At 68.8% G+C, this 22,122-nt stretch carries 22 protein-coding genes; 8 read left to right on the forward strand and 14 right to left on the reverse strand.

Annotation, left to right across the window (positions count from 1 at the left end; translation table 11 throughout):
• Positions 1-105 precede the first annotated feature (105 nt).
• A complete protein-coding gene (locus SROS_RS25565; RefSeq protein ID WP_052317042.1) occupies positions 106-1,137 on the forward strand; it encodes a hypothetical protein in 1,032 nt (343 codons plus the stop codon).
• On the opposite strand, the gene SROS_RS53970 is transcribed toward SROS_RS25565, so the two are convergent.
• The 6 genes from SROS_RS53970 to SROS_RS25595 all read right to left on the reverse strand — a co-directional run bounded on the left by SROS_RS53970 (position 1,117) and on the right by SROS_RS25595 (position 7,048).
• Positions 1,117-1,314, reverse strand: coding sequence for an ROK family protein (locus tag SROS_RS53970; RefSeq protein ID WP_012891810.1), 198 nt, complete (start codon positions 1,312-1,314; stop codon positions 1,117-1,119). The two genes, SROS_RS25565 and SROS_RS53970, sit on opposite strands and share 21 nt — an antisense overlap.
• Complete coding sequence (locus SROS_RS25575; RefSeq protein ID WP_012891811.1) at positions 1,311-3,710, reverse strand: glycoside hydrolase family 2 protein; 2,400 nt, start codon at positions 3,708-3,710, stop codon at positions 1,311-1,313. Before SROS_RS25575 ends, SROS_RS53970 begins: the two co-directional genes overlap by 4 nt.
• A 41-nt stretch (positions 3,711-3,751) precedes the next feature.
• Positions 3,752-4,711: a carbohydrate ABC transporter permease gene (locus tag SROS_RS25580; protein ID WP_012891812.1), complete on the reverse strand. Its 960-nt coding sequence runs from the start codon at positions 4,709-4,711 to the stop codon at positions 3,752-3,754.
• On the reverse strand, positions 4,711-5,334 hold the full coding sequence (locus tag SROS_RS25585; RefSeq protein ID WP_169369382.1) for a carbohydrate ABC transporter permease: 624 nt from the start codon (positions 5,332-5,334) through the stop codon (positions 4,711-4,713). Before SROS_RS25585 ends, SROS_RS25580 begins: the two co-directional genes overlap by 1 nt.
• A gap of 144 nt (positions 5,335-5,478) precedes the next feature.
• The gene (locus SROS_RS25590) at positions 5,479-5,778 is read right to left on the reverse strand and encodes a hypothetical protein (protein WP_012891814.1); all 300 of its coding nucleotides are present in this window, start codon (positions 5,776-5,778) and stop codon (positions 5,479-5,481) included.
• A 22-nt stretch (positions 5,779-5,800) separates the two neighbouring features.
• Complete coding sequence (locus SROS_RS25595) at positions 5,801-7,048, reverse strand: ISAs1 family transposase (protein WP_012891815.1); 1,248 nt, start codon at positions 7,046-7,048, stop codon at positions 5,801-5,803.
• Between the two features lie 403 nt (positions 7,049-7,451).
• Between SROS_RS25595 and SROS_RS25600 the strand changes: the two genes are divergently transcribed.
• Entirely contained in the window at positions 7,452-7,778 is a 327-nt protein-coding gene (locus SROS_RS25600) for a hypothetical protein (RefSeq protein WP_012891816.1), read from the forward strand.
• Positions 7,779-8,523: 745 nt separating this feature from the next.
• On the opposite strand, the gene SROS_RS25605 is transcribed toward SROS_RS25600, so the two are convergent.
• Positions 8,524-8,853 (reverse strand): hypothetical protein, encoded by a 330-nt coding sequence (locus SROS_RS25605; protein WP_012891817.1) that lies wholly within the window; start codon positions 8,851-8,853, stop codon positions 8,524-8,526.
• Positions 8,854-9,115: 262 nt separating this feature from the next.
• Between SROS_RS25605 and SROS_RS25610 the strand changes: the two genes are divergently transcribed.
• Positions 9,116-9,325, forward strand: a complete 210-nt coding sequence (locus SROS_RS25610) for a hypothetical protein (RefSeq protein WP_043652932.1) — start codon at positions 9,116-9,118, stop codon at positions 9,323-9,325.
• A gap of 181 nt (positions 9,326-9,506) precedes the next feature.
• Complete coding sequence (locus tag SROS_RS25615; protein WP_012891818.1) at positions 9,507-9,839, forward strand: hypothetical protein; 333 nt, start codon at positions 9,507-9,509, stop codon at positions 9,837-9,839.
• Between the two features lie 452 nt (positions 9,840-10,291).
• Here SROS_RS25615 and SROS_RS25620 read toward each other — a convergent pair whose 3' ends face one another.
• Positions 10,292-10,621: a hypothetical protein gene (locus SROS_RS25620; RefSeq protein WP_012891819.1), complete on the reverse strand. Its 330-nt coding sequence runs from the start codon at positions 10,619-10,621 to the stop codon at positions 10,292-10,294.
• Positions 10,622-10,950: 329 nt separating this feature from the next.
• Positions 10,951-11,571, reverse strand: coding sequence for a DedA family protein (locus SROS_RS25625; protein WP_012891820.1), 621 nt, complete (start codon positions 11,569-11,571; stop codon positions 10,951-10,953).
• Positions 11,572-11,818: 247 nt separating this feature from the next.
• Between SROS_RS25625 and SROS_RS25630 the strand changes: the two genes are divergently transcribed.
• Together SROS_RS25630 and SROS_RS25635 are read left to right on the forward strand one after the other, a co-directional pair.
• Complete coding sequence (locus SROS_RS25630; RefSeq protein WP_218919702.1) at positions 11,819-12,166, forward strand: DUF4277 domain-containing protein; 348 nt, start codon at positions 11,819-11,821, stop codon at positions 12,164-12,166.
• A gap of 97 nt (positions 12,167-12,263) precedes the next feature.
• On the forward strand, positions 12,264-13,577 hold the full coding sequence (locus SROS_RS25635) for an ISAs1 family transposase (RefSeq protein WP_012891822.1): 1,314 nt from the start codon (positions 12,264-12,266) through the stop codon (positions 13,575-13,577).
• Between the two features lie 329 nt (positions 13,578-13,906).
• Here SROS_RS25635 and SROS_RS53975 read toward each other — a convergent pair whose 3' ends face one another.
• Positions 13,907-14,035: a hypothetical protein gene (locus tag SROS_RS53975; protein ID WP_281047960.1), complete on the reverse strand. Its 129-nt coding sequence runs from the start codon at positions 14,033-14,035 to the stop codon at positions 13,907-13,909.
• 666 nt (positions 14,036-14,701) lie between these two features.
• On the opposite strand from SROS_RS53975, the gene SROS_RS25640 reads away from it, so the two are divergent.
• Complete coding sequence (locus SROS_RS25640) at positions 14,702-15,151, forward strand: hypothetical protein (RefSeq protein WP_012891823.1); 450 nt, start codon at positions 14,702-14,704, stop codon at positions 15,149-15,151.
• Between the two features lie 630 nt (positions 15,152-15,781).
• Here SROS_RS25640 and SROS_RS25645 read toward each other — a convergent pair.
• From SROS_RS25645 to SROS_RS25655, 3 genes are all read right to left on the reverse strand, one after another.
• Complete coding sequence (locus tag SROS_RS25645) at positions 15,782-16,540, reverse strand: class I SAM-dependent methyltransferase (RefSeq protein ID WP_012891824.1); 759 nt, start codon at positions 16,538-16,540, stop codon at positions 15,782-15,784.
• 751 nt (positions 16,541-17,291) lie between these two features.
• The gene (locus SROS_RS25650; RefSeq protein ID WP_043652935.1) at positions 17,292-18,230 is read right to left on the reverse strand and encodes a cyclase family protein; all 939 of its coding nucleotides are present in this window, start codon (positions 18,228-18,230) and stop codon (positions 17,292-17,294) included.
• Between the two features lie 416 nt (positions 18,231-18,646).
• Positions 18,647-19,507, reverse strand: coding sequence for an SDR family oxidoreductase (locus tag SROS_RS25655; protein ID WP_012891826.1), 861 nt, complete (start codon positions 19,505-19,507; stop codon positions 18,647-18,649).
• An 89-nt stretch (positions 19,508-19,596) separates the two neighbouring features.
• Between SROS_RS25655 and SROS_RS25660 the strand changes: the two genes are divergently transcribed.
• The gene (locus SROS_RS25660; RefSeq protein WP_012891827.1) at positions 19,597-20,553 is read left to right on the forward strand and encodes a helix-turn-helix transcriptional regulator; all 957 of its coding nucleotides are present in this window, start codon (positions 19,597-19,599) and stop codon (positions 20,551-20,553) included.
• Between the two features lie 226 nt (positions 20,554-20,779).
• Here SROS_RS25660 and SROS_RS25665 read toward each other — a convergent pair whose 3' ends face one another.
• Entirely contained in the window at positions 20,780-22,102 is a 1,323-nt protein-coding gene (locus SROS_RS25665; RefSeq protein WP_012891828.1) for a serine hydrolase domain-containing protein, read from the reverse strand.
• Positions 22,103-22,122 lie beyond the last annotated feature (20 nt).

Genomic DNA, 22,122 nt, shown 5'->3' on the forward strand with positions numbered 1-22,122 from the left:
CCACTCTCGCGCCCGATGTGGCGGTACGCCGTACGAACATAGCGTCGTCGGCATGACAATCCCCACGCATGATGACGACCGCCGGCGCGACGGGCGGGACCACTCGTGACTCAGATGCCGGCCCCGGTCGAGCGCCCGGGGTGGATGCGGCGGATCGCCCCCGCGATCGGACTGTTCTTCCTCGCCCCGCTGGTCGGCGAGTACCTGCTCGGCAACATTCCCGCCTCCGAGATCACGGGAGTGCTCTTCCTCGCGCCGATGTACGGCGGCGGCGCGATCCTCATCCGTGAAGTGGTGCGGCGCACCGGGCGCGGCTGGCCGTCGATCCTGGTGCTCGGATCGGCCTACGGCCTGCTGGAGGCGGGCCTGCTCGACCAGTCACTGTTCAACCCGTCCTTCATCGAGGACCACGACTTTCAGAGCGGGGCGCCCGTCCCGGCGCTGGGCATCAGCGGTAACAACGCCCTGGCGTTCGTCGGCGGGCACGCGATCTGGAGCATCGGCGCCCCGATCGCCGTCGTCGAAGCCCTGGTGCCCCAGCGCGGCACCACCCCCTGGCTGGGCAGGTCCGGCCTGGCCGTGACCTGTGTCGTGTTCGCCCTCGGCTCGGCCGCCCTGTTCCACGGCCTGTACGAGGAGAGCGGCTTTCTGGCATCGGTGCCGCAGAGGGTCGGCACGGTCGCCGTGCTCGCGGTCTTGATCGGTGTCGCGTTCGCCATCGGACGCCGTCCCCGTCCGGCGGTGGATCGACGGGCACCGAACCCGTGGCCGGCCGGGGTGGCGGGGACCGTCGCGACCGGGCTGTTCTTCTCCCGTCCCGAGAGTTGGTGGGGCGTCGCCATGGGCCTCGGGCTGATCGCCGCGATGACAGTTGTGATCATCCGGTGGTCGCGATGTGACGGCTGGGGCGCGGCGCACCGGCTCGCGCTGGCGGGCGGTGCGCTGCTGACCTACTGCTGGGGCGGCTTCGTTCTGTTGTCTCTCATGGACGCCGCGAGCACCGTCAACCTGGTCGGCCAGACACTCCTCGTCCTCGGCGCAGTCGCCCTGCTCCTCACCGCAGGCCGCGCCGTCCGCAAGAACGACCCTCGGCACCGCCTCGTCCCCGACGACCGGTCAGTCCGTCCCGGCATGTGACGTCAGGCCCGCGCGCATGACGTTGCCGGTGATCCTGGAGATCACCTGCGCCGGTGTCTCCTCCGTCGGACGGGAGCCCGGCAGCGCCACCTCGGCGCGAGCCCGGATCTCACCGCCGGCGCCGATCGCCGCCGCGGCGAACTTGGTGCCGCCGATGTCGACGGCCAGGACGGTCACGGCCGTACCTCGTTGACGCAGCGCAGCACGGGGCTGCTGACGAGGGCCGCCGGGTCGAGCTGTCGCCGGGTGGCGACGTGGAAGACGGCGCTCTCACCGGGGAGCAGGGTCAGCAGCATGTCGTCGACCCAGGCCTCCGGGTCGAGGCGGTCGGGGAACAGCGCCAGGTCGCGCAGGAGGGCACGGGCGGTCACGGTGACCCGGTAGCCGCCTTCGACCACCTCGGCGTGCGCGTCGTGGACGGCCTCGGGGAAGACGACCCGGGTGTCCTCGGCGAAGAAGGAAACGGTGCGCTGATCGCCGAGCCGGGCCACGAGCAGTTCGGAGGCCGGGTCCGCGGGGACGGCCACCGAGGCCGGGAGCGGGATCCTCGCCACCGAGCGGGGCGCCACCTCGACGGCGGTCCTCTCCTTGGCCAGGAGCTCCCCGCCCAGGCCCAGGCGGAGCAGCTCCAGCTCGCCCGCCCACGGCTCCGGGCCGTCGTTGACCACGGCCACGGCGCCGTCCTGGACGGTGAGGAGCCGGTCGGCGTAGACGCGGCGCAGCGCGTACCACAAGGGCTTGCGCCGTCCCCGCCCGTCGACGGCCGACCAGGAGGTGACCGGCCAGCAGTCGTTGAGCTGCCAGACGATCGTGCCCGCGCAGTGGGGGGCCAGGGAGCGGAAGCGCTCGATGCCGAAGGCCACCGCCCTGGCCTGGTTGAGCTGGGTCAGGTAGTGCCAGTCGTCGAAGCCCGCGGGCTGGGGCAGGTGCTCGCCCAGGCCGCGCAGCAGCTTGACGTTGCCGTCGGCGGCCTTCTGGTGGTGCAGTACGAGGGGCGCGTCGGCGGCCAGCTCGCCGCTGACGGCGCCGCGCAGCGTGGCGTGGGCGGGCGGGCCCTGGAAGCCGAACTCGGCGACGAAGCGGGGACGGTAGGCGCCGTAGCGGGTGTAGTCCTCGCGGTTCCACACGTCCCAGATGTGGACGGTGCCGCGCGCGGGGTCGTTGGGCGCCAGGTCGGGGTGGCCCGAGTAGGGGCTGCCCGGCCAGTACGGGCGGGTGGGGTCGAGCTCGGCGACGACGCGGGGCAGCAGGTCGTAGTAGAAGCCCGCGCCCCAGGTGCGTCCGTCCAGCTCCGCCTGCCAGCCCCAGTCGGCGTGGCCCTCGATGTTCTCGTTGTTGCCGCACCACAGCACCAGCGAGGGATGCCAGGACAGGCGGGTGACGTTCTCGCGCGCCTCGGCCGCCACCTCGGCGGCGAAGGGCTCCTCCTCGGGGTAGGCGGCGCAGGCGAACGGGAAATCCTGCCAGATGAGCAGGCCGAGCTCGTCGGCCAGGTCGTAGAAGTCCTCGCTCTCGTACAGGCCGCCGCCCCAGACCCGCAGCAGGTTGACGTTCGCGCCGGCTGCCTGGCCGAAGCGCCCGGCCAGCCGCTCACGGGTGACGCGGGCCGGGAAGCAGTCGTCGGGGATCCAGTTGGCGCCGCGCACGAACACCGGCACGCCGTTGACGACCACGGTGAACCCCTCGCCGGTCCGGTCGAGGCGCACGTCGCGGAAACCGATCCGCCCCGTCCACGTCTCCTCGGGCGTCCCCTGCCCCGTCCCGTCACCGAGGCGTACGGCCAGCTCGTAGCGGTCCTGCGCGCCGTACCCGCGCGGCCACCACAGCCGCGGCTCGGGCACGGTGAGGGTGAGCACGGCCTCGCGCTCACCGGGGGCCAGCTCCGTTTCCGCGGAGACCCCGGCCACCTCCGCGGTCAGCGTGAGGGGCACGTCGGTGGCCCGCTCGACCGTGACGTGCACCTCGACCCGCCCGTCCCCGCCCACCGACGGCCGCACCGACGCCGGCCGGGCCCCGCTCCAGCTCTCCAGGCCGATGGGCCGCCAGATGCCGGAGGTGACCAGCGTCGGCCCCCAGTCCCAGCCGAAGTTGCAGGCCATCTTGCGGATGAACGGGTACGGCTCGCCGTAGGCCCCCGGGCGGTCGCCCAGCACGGCCCGCTGCGACTCGGCGTAGGCGTAGGGGGAGTCGAAGAGCACGGTGAGGGTGTTGTCACCCTCACGCAGCAGGTGCCGTACGGCGAAGCGGTAGGAGCGGTGCTGGTTGGCGGTGGTGGCGACCTGGACGCCGTTGAGGATGACCGTGGCGACGGTGTCGAGCCCCTCGCAGACCAGGTCGGTGCGGTCGTGCCCGTCGGCGGTCCACGTGAAGGCGGTGGCGTAGGACCAGCGGGTACGGCCGATCCAGGTGAGCCGGTTCTCGTTGTCGTCCAGGTAGGGGTCCTCGATGAGGCCGGCGGCCAGCAGGTCGGTGTGCACGCAGCCGGGCACGGTGGCGGCCACGCCCGCGATCCGGACGTCCTCCGAGACGGCCGTGAGGGTCCAGCCGTCGTGCAGCGGACGGTAGGTGCTCAAGTGGTTCTCCTTGGTGAAGGGGGGTCCGGCCCCGGGCGAGGTCAGCCCTTGAGACCGGACATGGCGATGCCGCCGGTGAAGTGCTTCTGGAACAGCAGGAAGAAGACGACCGTCGGCAGCGAGGCGAGCAGCGACGCGGCCATGATCACGCCCATGTGCTGGGCCCCGGTGAAGGCCGAGTTGAGCCGGGCCAGCGCGACGGGAAGGTTGGCCATCCGGTCACTCTCCACGATGATCAGCGGCCAGAGGAAGTTGTTCCACTCGTTGAGCATCACGAAGATCGACATCGCGGCGAGCGCGGGTCGCAGCAGCGGCATGACGACCTGCCACCAGATACGCCACTCCCCCGCGCCGTCGATCCTGGCCGCCTCGATGAGGTCGTTCGGGATCGACCGCAGGTACTGCACGAGGAAGAAGACGACGAACGCCTTGGGGATCGCCGGGACGATGTAGCCGAGGTAGCTGTCGATCCAGCCGAGGTTGCGCACGACCAGGTAGTTGGGGATCAGCGTGGTCTGCCAGGGGATCATCATCGAGCCGAGGATCATCAGGAAGATCACCCTGCGGCCCCTGATGTCGTGCTTGGTGATCACGTAGGCGGCCAGGGAGGCAGCCAGCAGGGCCAGGACGGTGACCGCCGCGGCGATGACGACGCTGTTGATCGCGAACCGCCAGAACCTGAGGTCCACCTCGGTGAAACGCTGGAACAGACCGGCGACGTGGCCGGGGGTGTCGGCGTCGGGCCGCCACGCCGGATCGCTGTAGCCGACGGTCGTCGGGCCTTCCGGGACGAACGACGGCGGGTTCCGGGTGATCTCCGACACCGGTTTGAAGGCGGTGATCACCATCCAGTAGAACGGCACGATCATGGTGATCGCCAGCAGATGGAGCGGCGTCTTCGCCCACCCGGACCAGGACGTGGACCGGCGAGGACGGCCGTGGACGCCGCCGCGGCGCGCGGAGGTGGCCACGCGCGAGACGGGTCCGGTCTCGACGGCCATCACAGCTCCCTGGTGGCGCGGCCGACGCGCAGCTGCACCATGCTGATGACGAAAATGATCAGGAAGAGCGCCCAGGCGATCGCGGAGGCGTAGCCGAGCTGGAACTTGGTGAAGCCCATGTCGTAGAGGTAGGGCACGATCATGAGGCCGGAGTCGAGCACTCCGCCCACGCTGCTGACCTGGCGGAAGACGATGTAGACCGCTTCGAAGACCTGGAAGGCGGCGATCATCGTGGTGACGACCACGTAGGTGGTGACCGGGCGCAGCAGCGGCAGGGTGATGCCCCTGAACTGCTTCCAGGTGGTGGCGCCGTCGATCCTGGCCGCCTCGTAGTACTCCTCCGGAATGGTGTGGATCCCGGCGACGAAGATGACCATCGCGTACCCCATGCCGGACCAGGTGGCCATCAGCACCATGATCGGAATGGTAAGCCCGGGGGTGGCCAGCCAGGCCACCGGATCGCCGCCGGCCCAGCCGAGCACGGTGTTGGCCAGGCCGGCGAACTCGGGCGGCGTGACACCGTTGAACGTGGGGAGGCTGAGATAGAGGGAGTTGAGCAAGGGCCAGATCACGAAGCCCGCGAACAAGGTCAGAAACGGCAGGAGCATCACGTAGGACGTCATGTTCCGCCGCACACGCCGGGCGCCGGCACCGGAGTGAGGCCCTTCGCGGCGGCCGACGGCAGCGGTGGCCATCGTGTTCCCCTTTCGGTGAGGACCGGACCGGCCGCGTCGGAGGGCGCGACCAGCCGGAGGCGAGGTTGGGGATCAGCCGGCGTTCTGCTCCATGATCTTGGCGGCGGCGTCGAGAGCGGGCTTGGCCTCCGACTTGCCGTAGATGACCTCCTGCAGCTTCTTGGTCACCTCGGCCTGGCTGGTCTCCCAGCCGGGGCAGCTGGGAGGGCCGTACCCGGCGGCGAACGCGGCCTTGATCGCCTCGATCTGGTCGGGGGTGACGGGCAGGTTGCCGATGTTGTCGGTCAGGGGCGAGATCCACAGCACGCCGCGCGTCGCGGCGGCATCGGTGATGACCTTGACCGCCTCGGGGGTGTAGCAGGGCCCCGGCAAGTTTGTGATTTGGTCGGTGTGATCACTTCGGTCCGAGGTTGAACAGGTCGAGGACGCGCTGGTGGTCGTAGCCGTGCTCGCGGCGGGCGTGGGCGATATTGACATGGCCCGCTCGGCGTAGGGTGCCGGTGGCGAGGTTGCGGAAAGCGGCCAGGGCGCGGGGCAAGGTGGCGGTCCGTGCTTGGCAGGCGTCCTCGGCGAAGGTGACATCGCGGACGTGATGGACGCCGTTTTCGATGGCTTTCCAGTGGCCGCGGACGTAGGCGGCGAGGTGGGCCGGTCCGGCCTGCCGCGCGGTCAGGTCGGTGATGCCATAGCAGACCTCCTTGCTGTGCCGTATGCCATCCAGGCCGCCGCGGTGGCGCAGGACACGGAAGACCTGAGCGGCATAGGGGAAATCGATGCCGTCGGCCGGGGCTGTGCGAAGGATGCGGTACTCGGTACGGCCGTGCCCGCGGTGGGTCTCGCGGTGGGTGACGGCGGCGAAGTCGGTGTCGGTACCGGTCAGCGCGGTGATGGCGGTGGCGTGCAGGGTGGGCTGGTTGGCTTTGACGATCATGACGTAGTGCGCGTGATGCTCCTCGATCAGTAGTCGTGCCGAGGCGCGCTGGGTGTCCAGGGCGCCGATCTCGCTGCTTTTGGCGGGGATCTGGCGTTGGGCGTGGACGGTGGCGTCAAGGTGGGCGGCCAGGCTGATCAGGTGAACGCGGCCGCCGTCGGGGTGGCGGGCGCCTTTGAGGCGTTTGCCGTCGACGGCGTAGGCCGGCAGCAGGCCCGGTGCCGGGGTGGGAGATCGGTGGGCGGCGCGGCGGGCTTCGCGCTCGGTGCGCCGGCTTGCCGGTGCCGGGAGGCGGTCGTGTGTTTCGGCGGCGGGCAACCCGGGTGGCCGGTTGAGGAAGGTCGTCAGGCAGGCGTCGAGTTCGTCGCCGTCCAAGGCGGCCAGGACGCGGCGGATGGTGCGTTCGCTGGGCGGCCGGTGCAGGCCGGTGAACGGGTCGCGCCAGATGTGCAGGTCGGCCAGGATGTGCTGGGGGGCGTTGTCGGCCCACTGTTCGATCGCGGTCAGGCAGTCGCCGCCCACCGCCACGGTGGCGCATGCCACGATCGCCAGGATCGAGGCCAGGCAGTGGCGCCGTCCTCGTGTTGAGCGCGGGTCGGAAATCAGGGTGAACCGGTCGATGAGGTCCAACCGGGCGGAAGAATCGGTGTTCGTTTGCCCAATCTGCTCGCGGCCGACAGCGTTGATCAGCGATGATGGCGCGACAGGCACGGTTTCCTCATTCGATCAGGCGGCTTTAGACACCTCTGATCTTCGGGAACCGTGCCTTTTGGTCGTTGCGGGCTTGGCGTTTCCTTACCTGTCCTGCCTATGCCGATGGACCACTACGAACGAACCCGTTCAAAACATCAACTCGCCGGGGCCCTGAGCGAAGACCAAGTCCGTGATGTGATCCACAACTTCAACCCCGACGGATTCGACTCGCTCTACCCCAAATACAACGGTGGCCGGACGGTCGCGAGCCGCTGTCTGTGCGCTCAGTGTCAAGGAACACTGCACTCTGTGCTAACGACTTCCATGATCGGCCGCAGCATACTGAGCACGCCGGATCCGCCGAACGGGTTCGCCATCGTAAGTTTCCAAAGGACTCTCAGTATCGGGGCAGGAAATGAAAATGAATCTCAGGCGATGGGGTGCCCTCGGCACCGCGGCCGTTTCCCTGGCAGGGACCATGATCGCGGGCGGGGCCACAGCGGCACACGCGGACACCCGGTGCGACTGGACCTGGATCAAGATCAACAGCGGCGCCGGCGCAGAGGCCCCGAGCGTGGACCGCGGTCACTCCCACAACACCGGTAACCACTACGTCCAAGACTTCATATGGTCCAGCCGTAATGGGCAGTACATCTGGTTCTGGGTCGCCGACAATAACGGCGGGAACGACGGTGACACCAAGGACACCCAATACGGCCAAAGCTTCTGCGAGTACCCCGCGTGGTAGCGTTCACGAACGAGTGAGAGTTCGGTTCGTGAAGGCCTCACCGGCCACGCGGGAGGCGTCGGAGAACACGTCGTCGTCTCTTCCGTAGCGGATCGTCGCCGCCCAGGGGCGCGGCCGGGTGAAAGCGCTGGTTCGCCGGCCGGGAAGGGCGCCTCGGTAAGACGCGTTGTGGCCTTCCCGGTTTTCCCGGGAAGTCGCCGTTCTGGTTCGGAAGGCGTTTCGCCCTCGGAAGACCCCGGCGCGTGAACGATTCCTCGCACGGCCACCTCGGACGGTCGCGGCGCCGTGCTGCCCCGTTCGCGAGGCTGTGCCGGTGCGGGCCTTCCACCCGATGCCGCTGAGGACGCGCCGGTCGTCTTCGCGGGGATGCCCCGTCTGGCTGAATGGGAGAAGCTCACAGAGCTTCTCCCATTCAGCCTTTGATGTAGTGGTTACCGGTGTTGTGGGAGTGACCGCGCCTCACCGTCTTGGGCTCTGCGCCGGCGCCGCTGTTGATCCTGATCCAGTCCCAGTCGCACGCGGTGATCGTGTGTTTCGAACCAGGACGGCGACTTCCCGGGAGAACCGGGAAGGCCACAACGCGTCTTACCGAGGCGCCCTTCCCGGCCGGCGAACCAGCGCTTTCACCCGGCCGCGCCCCTCGGCGGCGACGATCCGCTACGGAAGAGACGACGACATGTTCTCCGACGCCTCCCGCGTGGCCGGTGAGGCCTTCACGAACCGAACTCTCACTCGTTCGTGAGCACTACCACGGGGCATAATCGCACGCGATGGAGCCGAACCAGGTGTCCTTGGTGTCACCGTCATTCCCGCCGTTATTGTCGGCGTACCAGCTCCAGAGGTACTTCCTCGAATCAGGGTTATAGAACATGTCTGCGACGTAGTGGTTGCCGGTCTTGTGGGAGTGACCGCGCGCCACGCCCGGGCCCTCCGCGCCGGCGCCGTCGTTGATCGTGGTCCAGCTCCAGTTGCACCGGGCGTCCGCGTGTGCCGCTGTGGCCCCGCCCGTGACGACCATGGCCCCTGCCAGGGAAACGGCCGCGGTGCCGAGGGCACCCCATCGCCTGAGATTCATTTTCATTTCCCGCCCCGCACTGAGAATCCCTTGGAAACTTACGGCGTCGAACCCGCTCGGCGGATCCGGCGTGCTCAGTATGCTGCGGCCGATCATGGAAGTCATTAGCACAGAGTGCAGTGTTCCTTGACACTGAGCGCACACAGCGGCTCGCAGTTGTCCGGCCACCGTCTCGCGATCACCATGCGGCAAAGCGGATGGTACGGCGAGGTCCCGTCGATCGCTCGATGCCGGTCATCGACACTCGGGGGGCGCGATACCCATGGGCCCGCCCGTCTGGGCGATGACCGGCGTGGGCATCGCCGCGTTCGGCTGCGCCCCCGCGCTACTGGCACTGGCCATCGAGCCGTCCGCTCTCGGTGCCCTGGTGGCCGTACAGGCGCTGGCCGGGGTGGCCGTGCTGACCGCGCTCCTGCTCCGCACAAGGAGAGCCGTCGCCGATACGGCCCACCTCCGATTCGCCGCATGGTGATCGCGAGACGGTGGCCGGACGGTCGCGAGCTATTGTCTGTGCGCTCAGTGTCAAGGAACACTGCACTCTGTGCTAACGACTTCCATGATCGGCCGCAGCATACTGAGCACGCCGAATCCGCCGAGCGGATTCGACGCCGTAAGTTTCCAAGGGATTCTCAGTACCGGGGCAGGAAATGAAAATGAATCTCAGGCGATGGGGTGCCCTCGGCACCGCGGCCGTTTCCCTGGCAGGGGCCATGGTCGTCACGGGCGGGGCCACAGCGGCACACGCGGACACCCGGTGCGACTGGAACTGGATCCAGATCAACAGCGGCAAGGGCGCAGAGCCCAAGTCGGTGGACCGCGGTCACTCCCACAACACCGGTAACCACTACGTCCAAGACTTCGTGAAAATCAATTCTTATGAGAGGCGGTACACCTGGGTCTGGTACGCCGACAATAACGGCGGGTCGGACGGTGACACCACGGACACCTTTTACGGCTATAGCTATTGCCCTAAACCCGCGTGGTAGCGTTCACGAACGAGCGAGGCTCCGGTTCGTGAAGGCCTCACCGGCCACGCGGGAGGCGTCGGAGAACACGTCGTCGTCTCTTCCGTAGCGGATCGTCGCCGCCCAGGGGCGCGGCCGGGTGAAAGCGCTGGTTCGCCGGCCGGGAAGGGCGCCTCGGTAAGACGCGTTGTGGCCTTCCCGGTTTTCCCGGGAAGTCGCCGTTCTGGTTCGGAAGGCGTTTCGCCCTCGGAAGACCCCGCTGCTTGAACGATTCCTCGCACGGCCACCCCGGACGGTCGCGGCGCCGTGCTGCCCCGTTTACGTGGCTGAGCCGGTGCGGGCCTTCCACCCGATGCCGCTGAGGACGCGCCGGTCGTCTTCGCGGGGGTGCCCCGTCCAGCTGAATGGGAGGAGCTCACAGAGCTCCTCCCATTCAGGCCTTCACAAACCGGGGTCTCGCTCGTTCGTGAGCGCTACCACGGGGTGTTACTGCACGCGCTATAGCCGTAAAAGGTGTCCTTGGTGTCACCGTCATTCCCGCCGCTGTTGTCGGCGTACCACTGCCAGACGTACTTCCTCGAATCGGGGTTATAATTCGTGTATTTGACGTAGTGGTTACCGGTTTTGTGGGAGTGACCGCGCGCCGTCGTCGGGAGCTCTGCGCCGGCGGGGCCGTTGATCCAGATCGTGCCCCAGGTGCACCCGGTGATCGCGTGTGCCGCTGTGGCGCCGCCCGTGACGACCATGGCCCCTGCCAGGGAAACGGCCGCGGTGCCGAGGGCACCCCATCGCCTGAGATTCATTTTCATTTCCTGCCCCGGTACTGAGAATCCCTTGGAAACTTACGGCGTCGAATCCGCTCGGCGGATTCGGCGTGCTCAGTATGCTGCGGCCGATCATGGAAGTCATTAGCACAGAGTGCAGTGTTCCTTGACACTGAGCGCACAGACAATAGCTCGCGACCGTCCGGCCATCGGCTCCCGATCCCGTGGGCCCTCCGGCGAGCGCGACCGCCGGCCCGAGCGCGACGCCCCCTCTGATCATTGTCATGCTCGTCGGCCAAGCAGGATCTTCCCGTTCGGTCACGTATCGCGGTCGTCGCGTTTCCTTAGGTGATCATCAGGGGTGCTCATCAGCGGTCATGGCGGCGCCGCAGCAGGTGCCGGGCGATCAGCCCGGCGGCCAGGACGACCAGGCCGATGAGCAGGTAGGTGAAGTAGCGGGCGATCTCGTCGTAGATCTCGCCGATGTAGGTGCCGGCGGTGTATCCCAGCACCGTCCACACCGCGACCCACAGGGTCGCACCGAGGGTGTTGAACGCCAGGAAGCGGAGCCAGGGCATGCCGATGGTGCCCGCGACGATGCCGTTGGCCTCGCGCAGTCCGGGAATGAAGCGGGCGACGGCGACGACCTTGCCGCCGTGCCGGTCGAAGAACCTCTCCACCTTCTGGAAGCGTTCCGGGGGCAGCAGGACGTAGTGGCCCCAGCGGCGGATGAAGGGGCGGCCCCCGAGGTGGCCGATCAGGTAGCCGAGGTTGTCCCCGGCGACGGCGGCCAGCACCGCGACCACCATGATGACGACGACGTTCAGCTGCCCGGCCCCGGCGTAGATCGCGGCGGTGAGCAGGATCGTCTCCCCTGGGGCGGGGAGGCCGAAGTCCTCCATGAAGATCAGTACGCCGACGGCCACGTAGCCGTACTGGTCCAGCAGGGGGGCCAGGTGGGCCAGCGGGCCGGGTAGAGGTGGAGCCATATGATCACTCTGCGTCGTCGAACGACTGCTGAAAGTCGCCGTCCAATGGCAACTCTCAGCATCGACATCCTCGCTGGACCAGCCCTGACAAGCGCACCAGAACCTTAACTAACCGGCATTGGGGCTAGCCCCGTTTTCCGCACGTTGGGATGAGTGGGGTCCGGCTGAGTCGCCGACTTGATCGAGCGGCTCGGAACCGGTACGACATGCGGTCGTGAGACAACGCGCGCAGTTCGGTGTCCCAAGTGTGGAAAAGACCCTCGGGGCGCTGCCGGTAGTGGCGAATTTCTGCCGGAAGTTGAAGATCGCCGATGCGGTCGATGCCCTCTGCCCCGTGGGTGACCTGGCCGAACTCACCCACGGCCAAGTCATCGAGGTACTGCTCGCCAACCGGCTGACCTCTCCGGCACCGCTGGTCCACGTGGCCGACTGGGCCCAGGCCTGGGCCGTGGGCGAGGCCTTCGGCATCGAGGCCGACCTCCTCAACGACGACCGGATCGGCCGAGCGCTGGACGCGATCGCCCCGCACCTAGGCCCAGGGCCCCGGCGAGTTGATGTTTTGAACGGGTTCGTTCGTAGTGGTCCATCGGCATAGGCAGGACAGGTAAGGAAACGCCAAGCCCGCAACGACCAAAAGGCACGGTTCCCGAAGATCAGAGGTGTCTAAAGCCGCCTGATCGAATGAGGAAACCGTGCCTGTCGCGCCATCATCGCTGATCAACGCTGTCGGCCGCGAGCAGATTGGGCAAACGAACACCGATTCTTCCGCCCGGTTGGACCTCATCGACCGGTTCACCCTGATTTCCGACCCGCGCTCAACACGAGGACGGCGCCACTGCCTGGCCTCGATCCTGGCGATCGTGGCATGCGCCACCGTGGCGGTGGGCGGCGACTGCCTGACCGCGATCGAACAGTGGGCCGACAACGCCCCCCAGCACATCCTGGCCGACCTGCACATCTGGCGCGACCCGTTCACCGGCCTGCACCGGCCGCCCAGCGAACGCACCATCCGCCGCGTCCTGGCCGCCTTGGACGGCGACGAACTCGACGCCTGCCTGACGACCTTCCTCAACCGGCCACCCGGGTTGCCCGCCGCCGAAACACACGACCGCCTCCCGGCACCGGCAAGCCGGCGCACCGAGCGCGAAGCCCGCCGCGCCGCCCACCGATCTCCCACCCCGGCACCGGGCCTGCTGCCGGCCTACGCCGTCGACGGCAAACGCCTCAAAGGCGCCCGCCACCCCGACGGCGGCCGCGTTCACCTGATCAGCCTGGCCGCCCACCTTGACGCCACCGTCCACGCCCAACGCCAGATCCCCGCCAAAAGCAGCGAGATCGGCGCCCTGGACGCACTGCTGCGTCAGGCCGGCGGCACCGACCTGGCCGGCGCGGTCATCACCGCCGACGCCCTGGACACCCAGCGCGCCTCGGCACGACTACTGATCGAGGAGCATCACGCGCACTACGTCATGATCGTCAAAGCCAACCAGCCCACCCTGCACGCCACCGCCATCACCGCGCTGACCGGTACCGACACCGACTTCGCCGCCGTCACCCACCGCGAGACCCACCGCGGGCACGGCCGTACCGAGTACCGCATCCTTCGCACAGCCCCGGCCGACGGCATCGATTTCCCCTATGCCGCTCAGGTCTTCCGTGTCCTGCGCCACCGCGGCGGCCTGGATGGCATACGGCACAGCAAGGAGGTCTGCTATGGCATCACCGACCTGACCGCGCGGCAGGCCGGACCGGCCCACCTCGCCGCCTACGTCCGCGGCCACTGGAAAGCCATCGAAAACGGCGTCCATCACGTCCGCGATGTCACCTTCGCCGAGGACGCCTGCCAAGCACGGACCGCCACCTTGCCCCGCGCCCTGGCCGCTTTCCGCAACCTCGCCACCGGCACCCTACGCCGAGCGGGCCATGTCAATATCGCCCACGCCCGCCGCGAGCACGGCTACGACCACCAGCGCGTCCTCGACCTGTTCAACCTCGGACCGAAGTGATCACACCGACCAAATCACAAACTTGCCGGGGCCCTGGGGGGTGTAGAGGGACTTGTTGACTTCCTCCCCACGGCTGAAGCCGGGGGATTCCAGCCCTCGCGGGTTGGATCTTCCTGCTTCACGGGCGATTGCCGTTCCGGTTAAGGCGAGGGACGGGGAACCGCCCAACGGTCTTACATAGCCTCCACAGGCTTCACATCTCGCCAGCCCGGCGATAGGTCCAGTGGTTTGGTTATCGCCGCTGGACGAGTTGAACCTACCAAACCCCGCGGCACCGTGCCGCGTTTCCTCCCCACGACTAAAAGCGGGGGTCTCCACGCTGAAAGGATTCAGATGAAGTCGGCGGCCTGGGCGGCGTGCTTGCTGTAGGACATGACGCCGACGATCCGGCCGCCGATGAAGGCGCCCTGCCCGGCGGGTCCGGCGGGCAGCAGGGTGGTGGCCCACTTGTCCTTCATCTTCCCAGCTCAGCGGCGAGACCTTGACCTTCACGTCCGGGTGGGACCGGGTGTAGAGGTCGGCGGCCTTCTGCATGACCGAGGCCTCGTCCTCGGAGCCGGTCATCCAGAACGTGAGGTTGGCCGGTCCGGTGGTCGGAGCCTGCTCGGCTGGGGGGCGGTGCTGGTCGCGCAGGCACTGGCCAGCAGTCCGGCACTGGTGATGGCAGCTATGGCGGCCATGTGCTTGTTCACGGTGTCCTCCTGCTAGGGGGTGAGGCAGAGTTGACTTAACCGGATAAGCACGATGAAGGTACGGCGGCGGTGACAACGATGTCAACGGCGCGTTAACGATGTGACCCATCCTTAATCCAAGGCCACTAAGCCGGACATTCGACGGCAAGTTTCGCGGTTGACGGCGATCACGCGCACACGTGAGGGCGATGGGGCCGGCGGCGAGGGCGCGTCGAATAACCGGTTCAGCCGGGGGTTCCGTGGAGCGTCCGACGATCGCTGACATCGCTCACCGGGCAGGAGCGTCCACGGCCGCGGCCTCCTGCGCACCGAACGCCCGTCCGGGCGCGCCAGGGACCTGGCTGCGACCCGGACCGCGCTCGGCCGAGATGTCGCAGGGGCGATAGTCTACTGATCAAGATCAGCACCTCCCCCCCGAACCCAAGGATCGCCTTGTCCCTGCGCACCAAAATCCAAGCGGGTCTCACCTGCGCGGTCATCACCGCCGCCACGGTCATGACGGCAGCCAACCCCGCCGCGGCCACCGGCGGAACGTGCGGCTCCGGATACAACTTCCTGAAGTCGTATCCGCTGAAAAGCGTCTTCAGCTCCAGCATCCCCGGAGAGCTCAGCATCTATTACAATTCTTCCACCGGAAAGAACTGTGCCATCACCCGAGCGAAGGCGGCATGGGACGGCAAGGCACAGAATATATACGTCTCACTGAGTGACGGCGGCAGCCCTGCCGCGTTGGACCCGCCGGCCGGCAGCAGCAAGAATTACCGCTATTACGCGGGTCCGGTCTACAAATACCTGAAGGGGAAGTGCGTTTACGCCATCGGGTATTTGGAGTACGGCGGAATCTCGTACTCCGCGCACGCCTACGAGGTTCACTGCGGGTAATCCCGAATCCGCCGACGTGAAACAATCACATTTCGTCGACTGAACCGGAAAATCCACGTACGGTCGCAGTTCCGATTCTCCTCGACCCCCGAGCCGCGCGCTGGACGGACAAGTCCCACGCCGTTCGGGCTGCGGGAACGGCGAAGGGTGTTGGCGATCCGTTTGTGGCAACAGACATCAACACCCTTCTCACCGCACTGAGATCCTGTCAGCGATGGCCGTGACGGTACGGAGCGTGATCGAGCTGACCGCCCTGCACCGCACCGCACCGCACCGACAACCATGCATGGCGGCGGCGAGTGACCCGGCTCGTCTCAGCCGCGGTTGCGTCCACGGATGTGATGGACGGGTTCCGCCGGTGGCGGGCAGCGCCAGCGGTGCCCGTTTACCTCCGTTCCGGCTCAGGGGTGTCCATCCGCGCGGCGCCGTACGGGATGGAAGGTCAAAAGCGCGGCGAGGGTGGGTGGAGTGGCCGGGGGCCGCCCTTCCGTGCGGCGCCGTACGGAGTGCTCCCCGCTGCGCGGGCCGGGGAGGGGCGGTGCAGGGGTTTTCCTTGATCTGTTGGGATTGGCGGCGCTATGAACGCCCAATCCCAACAGATCAAGGAAACCCCCGATCGCGGCCGGTGGCCTACGGCCGTCGCGCCACCAGGAGCAGCCTGGGGCTGCCGAACCGGAACGGCGTGCCGTCGGCGTCGCCGTACAGCTCGACGCCGGTGAAGCCGGCCTCGGTGACCAGCCGGACGACCTCCGCGACGGTGTAGACGTGCTGCACGGAGGTCCCGCGGTGCTCCTGCTCGCCCCGGCGGAAGGTGAACGAGGTGAGCCAGCGGCTGTTCACCGCGTCGTACTCGTTGACCGAGACGGCCTCGACGCCGCCGAACGTCATCGGCGGCTCCTCCAGGGTCAGGTTCGGCAGCAGCGACTCGGCCACGAACCCGTAGTCCAGGATGAGCGTGCCTCCGGGCACGACGAGCCCGGCGAGGTCCGCGAGGAACTCCTGCGTGCCGGCATGCTCCAGGTAGCCGAAGACGTTGCCCATGCACATCGCCGCATCGGCCCGGACGCCGGCGGGAAGCGCCCGCATGTCGCCCTGACGCAGGTCGAGGTCGAGCCGTTCGCCCGCGGCGGCGGCGCGGGCGTGGGCGATGGCCTCGGCCGAGACGTCCAGGCCGGTGACCCGGTAGCCGCGCCGGGCGAGTTCGAGGGCGTGCCGGCCGCTGCCGCAGGCCACGTCCAGCACCCGGGAACCGGGACCGAGCCCGGCCAGGCGGGTGACGAAGCCGACCTCGGCCGCGGTCGTCCGCTCGGGTACGGCCGCCCGCCAGAAAGCGTTGGGCAGCTCGGTGAAGAAGTCCGCGTACCACGCGGACAGGGAGTTGTGCGACATTTCATGTGCTCCAGATCAGGTGCGCGGCGACCGGCGCCGCGCGGACGAGAGAATCTCCGCGAGACCGGGGCACGACGAACAGGCGTGTTCACACGCACCGAACCGGCCGTCGGAACGGCCGTCTCGTCATCCGCCCCGGAGTGACCGGGCGGTGGCCATGGCATCGCCTTCTCGTGATCGGCCGGGCCTGACCCGGCGGGAGCACCTGCGGTCAGCGTACGATCCACCCCGCGGCATTTCAACGGGATAACCGCCGCTCGGGACGGCGCCGGAGCCCGGGGCCGTCAGTGAACCTCTCCCGGCGAGCCTTGATCACGCTGGGTAGCCCCGGGCGTTCCTCGCCTCCAGAACGCAGACATGAGTGAAGCCCCTGCTAATCAGCTTGATCGCGGTCGCCGATGGGTCGGGCACGGTCGTACCTGCTGTTGCTCCCCATCGCGGTCTCCTGCTGCGTCGCCGTCCGGGACGTCGGTCGCCACGGGGGAAGTGAGTCGAACAGCTCGACGAACGCCACACGATCCCGAGCCTGGCGACTCGCGCAGCACGAGCCGCTCGGTCCTGATCGGGGCGGGCGGCCGGACGGCGGATCCAACGTCAGTCCGGCCGGCAGCCATCGCACGCTGCAACACCCCGCCTTGAGGCGCTCGTGCCGCCTGGTTCCCGACCAGCACGGCGTGTCCTCACCGACCACGACCGCGTTCCAGGTGCGGGCCGGGTCCTTCACGGCATCGCACCCCCTCGTGAACCGCGGTCAGAATGTGGCGATCGGGTTGACCGGGCTGCCGGACGTACCGGCGAAGCGGACCGGCGCGACTGCGAGCTGGAAGTCCCACTGGCCGAGCTCGGCAGCCGTCCTCGCGCACACCTCCAGGTCGCAGTTGTCGAGCATCCACAGACCCATCGCGACGAGGCTCACGGCGTGAACCGGCATCAATACGTCTTCGTACCCCGACGGCTGAACGTCCTGGGGGGTGTCAGCGCCGATCAGCGCAACCTCCCGTTCATGCAGCCACGGCAGGCAGGACGCGTGCCAGCCGGCCTGCGTGAAACCGCCGGCCTCACCGGCCTCGTGCCGGACGCGGCCATAGCCGGTCCGCAGGAGTACCGCATCGCCGGATCGCACCCGCACACCCTGGCGACGCTCGGCCTCCTCGAGGTCGTCGGGAAACACACCCTGCCCCGGTTCCAACCACGGCACATCGCGGACTGTCGCAATGTCCAGCAGGACACCACGCGTGATGATCCCGTTCGCCGCCGCCGTGACGGCCGCCCACGCCGATCCCGTTGCGGCGTCGACCAACGAGTGCGACCGCCCGTTGTACATCGTGCCGTCCCAGAAGATGTGGCACGGCGAGTCGACGTGGGTGAGGGTGTTGCCGTGGAACGTGATGCCGAGCCGCTCGGACGAAAAGCCCCAGCGCCGGTCGGCGCGGAATCCGGGCACCGGCATGTCCTCGGCACCCGGCATGTCGGCGGCGCACGGGCACGTCGTCGTCGACCGCTCCATGTCTTCCGGTACGGCAACCTCCCATGCGCACGACACGCTCCTGCCGTGGCGCACAGCCCGCGCCGCCGCCAGCCGGACGTCGTCGGTGATGTGGTTCAGAGTGCCGAGCTCGTCGTCGTCGCCCCACCGTCCCCAGTTCGACAGCGTGTTGAAGTACCCGAGCACGTCGTCCTGTGTGGGCATCGGTCGCCCTGCCGTCATCTCAGCATCGACTCCTCCGGTCACGTGGTTCGAGGCACCGCAGGCAGGGTATCCCGCCCTCTACTTTGATATGACCTCGCCGGGGCCGGAGAGACGGTGTGAGCAACCTCGATCCAACTCCCGGTGAGGCCCATGTCAATCCCCCTCCGCCTCGGCGATCTCACCACCCGTTACGCGCAGAACTTCTGGATAGGCGCTTAGAACTGGTCTTTGCAAAGAGATCAAGTTCAAGCGAGAGGCTTCACTTGTCGTCCGGTATCACCTATACCGCCGTGCTCGACGTCCGCCGGGAGACCGTGCTGCACCAGTCGCACCTGCTGCGGCAGCGCCGCCAGAGGGTCGGCACACGCAGGAACCGGCGAGCATTGGGGTGCTTCAAACGTGGCCGGGGAAGGGGGTCAGCGGAAGTCGGCGACGTGGTCGCGGGCCCATTCGGCGTACGTGCGCGGCGGGCGGCCGGTGACCTGCTCGGCGTCCGGCCAGACGCGCATCAGTGCCGACCAGTCCTGTTCGGCGTAGCCGCCGCCCTCGGGGGCGTCGCCGCCGTACTCGACGAAGCCGAGCATGAGGTCGGCCGACTCGGCGGCGAATCCGCCCTGTGCCTTCATCAGCTCCCGTGCGCGTTCGCGGGTGACCTCCTCGTAGCGGACCTCCTCGCCGAGCGCCGCGCCGATGGCCGCGACCTGCTCGCGGACGGTGACCAGGCCGGGGCCGGTCACCGTGTAGGCCCGGCCGTGGTGACCGTCCTGCAGCAGTGCGGCCACCGCGACGGCGGCGATGTCGGCCTCGTGCACGAGCATCGCCGGCTCGTCGGCGAACGGGTAGCGCACCACCCGCTCGGCCCGGACCGACGGCGCCCAGATCTGCAGCATGTTCGCCATGAACCCGCACGGCCGCACGTGCGTCCACGCCATCGCCGACTCCTCGACCGCCTGCTCCACCGGGTTGGTGTGCAGGCCCGCGGTCACCGACGCCCCCGACAGGTCCACCACCCGCCGGATTCCGGCCTGCCCGGCCAGCGCGAGGATCTCCCGGGCGGTCTCCTCCACCGGGAACAGGTACATCCGGTCGACCCCGTCGAACGCGGGCGCGACGCTCTCGGGCTTGGCCAGGTCGCCCCGCACGACCTCCACCTGCGGTGGCAGTCCGGCGGTCGCCGGGTTCCTGGTCAGCGCCCGCACCTCGACGCCCGCCCCGAGCAACTGGTCCACCACGTTGCGGCCGACGAAGCCCGTCGCGCCCGTCACCAGAATCTTCATGTGCGTTCCTTCCACCGTTTCGGTTACGACGGCAACGCTAGAGTCCATTCCGGTCACTTTCTGACCGGAAAGGGCGGGATCCTGGATCCATGGCCAATACGAGTGCGCGCACGCTGCGCCTGCTGTCGCTGCTGCAGACCCATCGCCACTGGCCGGGCGGAGAGCTCGCCGACCGGCTCGGGGTGAGCGAGCGCGCCCTGCGGCGCGACATCGACCGGCTGCGCGGGCTGGGCTATCCCGTCCACGCCGGCCGCGGCCTGTCCGGTGGCTACCAGCTCCAGTCGGGTGCGGTGATGCCGCCACTGCTGCTCGACGACGATGAGGCCGTGGCGATCGCGATGGGCCTGCGCACCGCCGCCGGCGGCACCGTCGAGGGCATCGAGGAGACCTCGTTGCGCGCCTTGGCCAAGGTGGTCCAGGTGATGCCGCCCCACCTGCGCCGCCGGGTCGACGCGCTGCGCGCCTTCACCGTCACCTCACCGCTGGACGGCCCCCGGACGGACGCGACCACGCTGACCGTGATCGCCCAGGCGTGCCGCGACGACGAACGGCTCACCTTCACCTACACACCGCCGTCGGGCGAGCCGGCCGCCCGGCTGGTCGAGCCGTACCGGCTGGTCTCACTGCGGCGGCGCTGGTATCTGGTCGCCTGGGACCTCGACCGGGCCGACTGGCGCGTCTTCCGGCTGGATCGCCTCACCGATGCCGCCGCCACCGGCGCCCGATTCCGCCAGCGTGAGCTGCCGGCCGCCGACGCCGCGGCCTTCGTCCGTGACCGGCTCGGCTCTCGCCCCACGCGATGGGACATCACCGTGCGCGTGCACGCCCCGGCCGCCGCCGTCGAAGCGATCACGGCCGTCGCCGGGGGCCGGGTGGAGCCCGACGGCGACCGCTCGTGCCGGCTGCGCCTGCAGGTGGACGACTTCGACTGGCCGGTGCTCATCCTGGCCGCTACCGGGGCGGACTTCGACGTCGTCCACCCGCCGGAGTTCCACCGGTACCTGCGCGGACTGGGGGAGCGAATCCTCCGTGCCGGCAGCGCGTAGCAAGATCACGTCGTAGGCGCGCACGGCTCCGGTGTGGGCAGCGACCACCGGACGGCAGATGTCCTCCCGGTGGCGGCCGATCCGCCGCGCACAGGCCGCGGCGGGCTGGCAGGCGCCCGCCCGACCCTGCCTCAGGGGCTACCCCCCTCGTCGTCCCACATGTGGAGAAGGCGCAGGAGCCGGGCGCGATCCGGCCAGGTTGCCGATCCCGGGACGCGCCGGCAGGTCAGCGGATCCGCCGGGCCGCCCTGCCGCCCAGGTGCAGGAAGGCGACCTCACCCGCGTCGTCTCGCAGGAAGCGGCCGACGGCCTGCCGCGGGTCGGCGGCGATCGCCACGTCGTCACAGCCCTCGACCAGCGCGAGCGGCATGTCGGGCATGCCCTCCACCCCCGCGGCCACCAGTTCGGGGCGCAGCACGAATCGCGCCGTCAGCCCCTCGTCGACCTCGAAGGTCCACTGCCCCGCGTCGTAGCTGCCCGCGTACTCCGGCGCGGGTCCGCGCAGCGCCAGCCGTACGGCCTGCGGCTTGGCGTCGAGCAGGTGCTCCAGGCACCAGTCGGTCACCAGCTTGCCCAGCACCTTGCCGGACGCGGAGTTGGTGAGCGTGGTGACGGCGAAGCCGCGCTCGGGCGCCAGCACGAACGTGGACAGCTGCAGGTTGCCGATGTTGCCGCCATGCGTGACCAGCCGCACGCCCGCCTGCTCCTCCAGCAGCCACGGCAGCCCGATGCCGGTCCACGGCACCCCGACCCGGACGTGCTCCGCCTGCATCAGCTCCCTGGTGGCGGCGGCGACCGGCACCTCTCCGCCCGCGCCCAGGTGGAAGGCGGCGTAGCGCAGCTGGTCGCGCACCGACGACACCAGCCCGCCCTCGGCCATGCCCTCGCGGAACAGCCCCCACGTGTGCGCGACCTGCGGGCCTTCCTCCCGTACGGCGTGCCCGACGGCGTGCGGTCGCGTCGCGGCCTCCCAGGGGAAGAAGAAGCTGGAGCTCATGCCCAGGGGTTCGAGCACGACGCGCCTGACCGCGTTCTCGTACGGCTCGCCGCACACGACCTCGACGATCCTGCCGAGCAGCCTGAACCCGGCGTTGTTGTAGGAGGCGAGCGCGCCGGGCGGGAAGAGCTGGGGCAGCTGGTCGTAGGCGCCGATCGAGTCGGCCAGCGCCGAGGTGTCCCAGCTCTCGCCGTCGTCGATGTCACCGAGGAATCCGCCGGTGTGGGTGAGCAGATGCCGGATGGTCAGCTCGGCCGCGGCCCGCTCGTCGGCGAGCCGGAAGCCGGGCAGATACCGCCGCACGCGCCCGTCCAGGTCGAGGCGGCCGCGCTCGACGAGGTGCATGATCGTCGTCGCCGTGAGCGTCTTGGTGGTCGACCCGATCTGGAACAGCGTGTCGCCCGTAACGGGGGCCGGCGCGTCGACGCTGGTGACGCCGGTGGTGAGGATGTGCTCCGCGCCGTCGAGCAGCACGCCGACGGCCGCACCGGGGACGTGGAGGGATCTCGCCTCGCTGTCGAGCAGGCTCTGCAGGTGGTTCAGGTCAGCCATCCGTTCATCCTGATGACAGC

Origin of the sequence: Streptosporangium roseum DSM 43021 (genome assembly GCF_000024865.1) — a bacterium.
Lineage (GTDB): Bacteria > Actinomycetota > Actinomycetes > Streptosporangiales > Streptosporangiaceae > Streptosporangium > Streptosporangium roseum.

Coding starts and splice junctions, on each gene's coding strand:
- SROS_RS25580 (WP_012891812.1), bottom strand. CDS start 4,711: ATGGCCGTCGAGACCGGACCCGTCTCGCGCGTGGCCACCTCCGCGCGC.
- SROS_RS25585 (WP_169369382.1), bottom strand. CDS start 5,334: ATGACGTCCTACGTGATGCTCCTGCCGTTTCTGACCTTGTTCGCGGGC.
- SROS_RS25600 (WP_012891816.1), top strand. CDS start 7,452: ATGAATCTCAGGCGATGGGGTGCCCTCGGCACCGCGGCCGTTTCCCTG.
- SROS_RS25605 (WP_012891817.1), bottom strand. CDS start 8,853: ATGAATCTCAGGCGATGGGGTGCCCTCGGCACCGCGGCCGTTTCCCTG.
- SROS_RS25610 (WP_043652932.1), top strand. CDS start 9,116: ATGGGCCCGCCCGTCTGGGCGATGACCGGCGTGGGCATCGCCGCGTTC.
- SROS_RS25615 (WP_012891818.1), top strand. CDS start 9,507: ATGAATCTCAGGCGATGGGGTGCCCTCGGCACCGCGGCCGTTTCCCTG.
- SROS_RS25620 (WP_012891819.1), bottom strand. CDS start 10,621: ATGAATCTCAGGCGATGGGGTGCCCTCGGCACCGCGGCCGTTTCCCTG.
- SROS_RS25625 (WP_012891820.1), bottom strand. CDS start 11,571: ATGGCTCCACCTCTACCCGGCCCGCTGGCCCACCTGGCCCCCCTGCTG.
- SROS_RS53975 (WP_281047960.1), bottom strand. CDS start 14,035: ATGAAGGACAAGTGGGCCACCACCCTGCTGCCCGCCGGACCCGCCGGG.
- SROS_RS25645 (WP_012891824.1), bottom strand. CDS start 16,540: ATGTCGCACAACTCCCTGTCCGCGTGGTACGCGGACTTCTTCACCGAG.
- SROS_RS25650 (WP_043652935.1), bottom strand. CDS start 18,230: ATGCCCACACAGGACGACGTGCTCGGGTACTTCAACACGCTGTCGAAC.
- SROS_RS25655 (WP_012891826.1), bottom strand. CDS start 19,507: ATGAAGATTCTGGTGACGGGCGCGACGGGCTTCGTCGGCCGCAACGTG.
- SROS_RS25660 (WP_012891827.1), top strand. CDS start 19,597: ATGGCCAATACGAGTGCGCGCACGCTGCGCCTGCTGTCGCTGCTGCAG.
- SROS_RS25665 (WP_012891828.1), bottom strand. CDS start 22,102: ATGGCTGACCTGAACCACCTGCAGAGCCTGCTCGACAGCGAGGCGAGA.